The organism is Pedomonas sp. (assembly GCF_036515995.1).
Taxonomy (GTDB): Bacteria; Pseudomonadota; Alphaproteobacteria; order Sphingomonadales; family Sphingomonadaceae; genus Pedomonas.
In genome coordinates this window covers 1-2,436 of record NZ_DATBUP010000083.1, presented here as the reverse complement: position 1 = coordinate 2,436, position 2,436 = coordinate 1, and the positions used below count along the sequence as shown (strand labels likewise).

General features: G+C 67.7%; 2 protein-coding genes and 1 pseudogene. All 3 read right to left on the bottom strand.

Annotation, left to right across the window (positions count from 1 at the left end):
- Nucleotides 1-316 (bottom strand): annotated as a pseudogene (locus tag VIG90_RS06620) (conjugal transfer protein TraV); the annotation flags it as partial.
- Nucleotides 313-1,167, bottom strand: coding sequence for a DsbC family protein (locus VIG90_RS06615; protein WP_331592693.1), 855 nt, complete (start codon nt 1,165-1,167; stop codon nt 313-315). The pseudogene VIG90_RS06620 and the gene VIG90_RS06615, both read right to left, overlap by 4 nt.
- Nucleotides 1,164-2,436: TraB/VirB10 family protein (locus VIG90_RS06610; RefSeq protein ID WP_414695470.1), on the bottom strand; the 1,273-nt coding region annotated here is incomplete at its 5' end. The genes VIG90_RS06610 and VIG90_RS06615, both read right to left, overlap by 4 nt.

Genomic DNA, 2,436 nt, shown 5'->3' with positions numbered 1-2,436 from the left:
GGACAACCGCCGGTTCATGGAAAACCCCGGCCTCATCGATGCGGGGGTAAAAGACGATCCTCAGCACCCGCTCGCCCGTCCGGACGAGCCCTGCGCCCAGGGCGGTGCGCGACGCCCATGCGCCGGCCGGGCTTGGGGCAGACCCGGCTTGTCTCCGGCTGCTGGCCGCCCGCTCGACGGCGCGGGCGTCGATCTCGGCGGTCGGTGCGCAGGTGCCTTGCGGCGCCTTACAGGCAAAGTCGCCCGATACATTGCCGCCCCAGCTTGCGCAGCCGCCGAGTACAAGTGCACCCATGACCGCAAACCACGGTTTCATGCCCGCCCTCCTGCCAGCCAGACCTTGAGCGCCTCGGCGCCGAGCGCGCCTTCGGCCACCTGCCCGTCCGATCGGATCAGCACCGGCGTGCCCTGCCAGCCCCGCGCCTCGAAAAAGGCCTCGTTGGCATCGATGAGCCGGGTGTCGCAGTTAGCCCGTGGCGGAAAACTAATCTCTGGATCGCCGCCATAAACGCTTGCCAGCGCGTTCGCCGGATCCTGCGCGCACAGCACTTTCTCGGCGAGCGCCCGGCTGCCGAGGATGGCGATGGGATATTCCGCAACCCGCGCGCCAAGGCTCGCCAGCGTCTGGTGCAGCACCCGGCAATAGGGGCAGGCAAGGTCGCTGAAGACCACGACCCGCGGGCCGTTGGGCGGCCCCCAGGCAATCATGCCCTTGTCGGGCAGGCTTGCAAGGTCAAGCCGTGCCGGCGCCGGCGCCCGTCTTGCCGTCTCCTCGGCCTTGGGGCCGCCGCGGGCGAGCGTGTCGGGCGAGACCTCGAGCAGCCGCGCTGCCGTCAGGTCGGTGCGGGTTTCCAGATCATAGATCCGGCCGATGATGAGATGGCGTGCCTGACTGTCCGTGTAGAAAAGGTTGGAGCCGGCAACGACCTCGCACAGTCCATCGATCGCACGACAATCAACCGACGTGACGTCCGTCCTTGGCAGGCGCTTGCCGAGCTCGGTTCTGACCCGCGTCTCGCCTGTCGGCGCACGCAGGCCCTGGTCCGTGTTGAGAGCCTGCCCTCCAATGATCCCGAGCATCCCGCCCAAGATCAGAGCACCAACCTCGCCCCATCGACCCCTGAGGCGCCCGCTGGTCTGCGTTTTGCTGTCATCCGGATTGCTCATGGCTCCCCCCGCACGAATGCGCCGTCCAGGAACACGACTTCGACCTCAAGGCCCGTCGGCATCTCGACGACCGGCTGGTACTGCTCTGCCCGCTCGATCAGATACTTGGCGACCATGTCGCCCGCCGTTGAAATTCCCTGGCCCAGACCGCCCTTGGCGATGTCGCCCGTCGAGAGCTCATCGCGCTTCCCGCCCGTCGAGATGCGCACGCCCGACAGGGCCGCATCTGAATTGGCGGAGAAGCCCCGGCCAAAGCCTCCGGCAATGCCAGCCAGGAACGCTTGGCCGACAAGCGCCCCTTCCCGGCTGACCACCTGGCCGCGCACGCCCGTCTTGCCGCCGAACGCCAGAAACCCCTTCACCTCACTGACGGCCGTGCCGCCGCCCGGCTGGTCGCAGGTCAGGCGCTGAAGCTTGACGTAAACCTTCTCGGCACTGAGATCGCCGCGTGCCGCGCCATTGATGAGGCATCCCTCGATGCGGGTTTTAAGAACCCGACCGTCCGAGACGACCGAGCGCGCCGGCCCGATGATCCGAAGGACGACCGGCAAAGGGTCGGACTGGGAGGAAACCCCGGTCGAGGCATCGACGCCGACCACCACGACTGCCGGCGCATAGCTGTTGGGCGGCAGATAGTCCGGGCTGTCCTCGACAATGAGCGGCGCCGTCTCGGGCCGGCTGGTCTTGAGGCCCGCCGTGTCTTTGGCCGCCCCGCTGAAGGTCAGCACCTTGACCTCGGCGGCCGGCATGCCCGCCATGCCCTGCGGAAGAGGCGAACCGGCAGCCGCCGGCCCCGCGCTTCCAATCGGCCGGTAGGGGTCGGCAGCAACTGGTGCCTTGGCCGCGGCCGCCGCCTGTGCCCGCAGCGCCTGGTTCTCCGCCTCGTAGGCGGCGATCACCCGCTCGGCATCCTCGCGCGCGGAGGTGTTCTGCTGCCGCACCGTCTCCAGTTCGCCTTTTAATGTCTCGATCGTGCTCCGCTGGCCTTCCAGTTTCCTCAGCCGGTCTTCGGACTGGCGCAGGCGCTGCTCGGACAGCGAGATCCACTCCTTCTGCGAGAGGCTGCGGTTGACGAGCCCGCCCATATCAACGGTGATTTCCTGGGACTGGATTTCATCGGCGCTGCTATCGTCGCTGAAGATCCACCACCCGCATGCCAGAACGAAGACGCCAAGCCCGCCGGCCAGGATCAGGCGCTGCTTGCGCGCCACCTCCTCGTTGACAGATGCAAGGCCCTCGGGCGTCTCTGCCATGACTATTGCCCCCGCT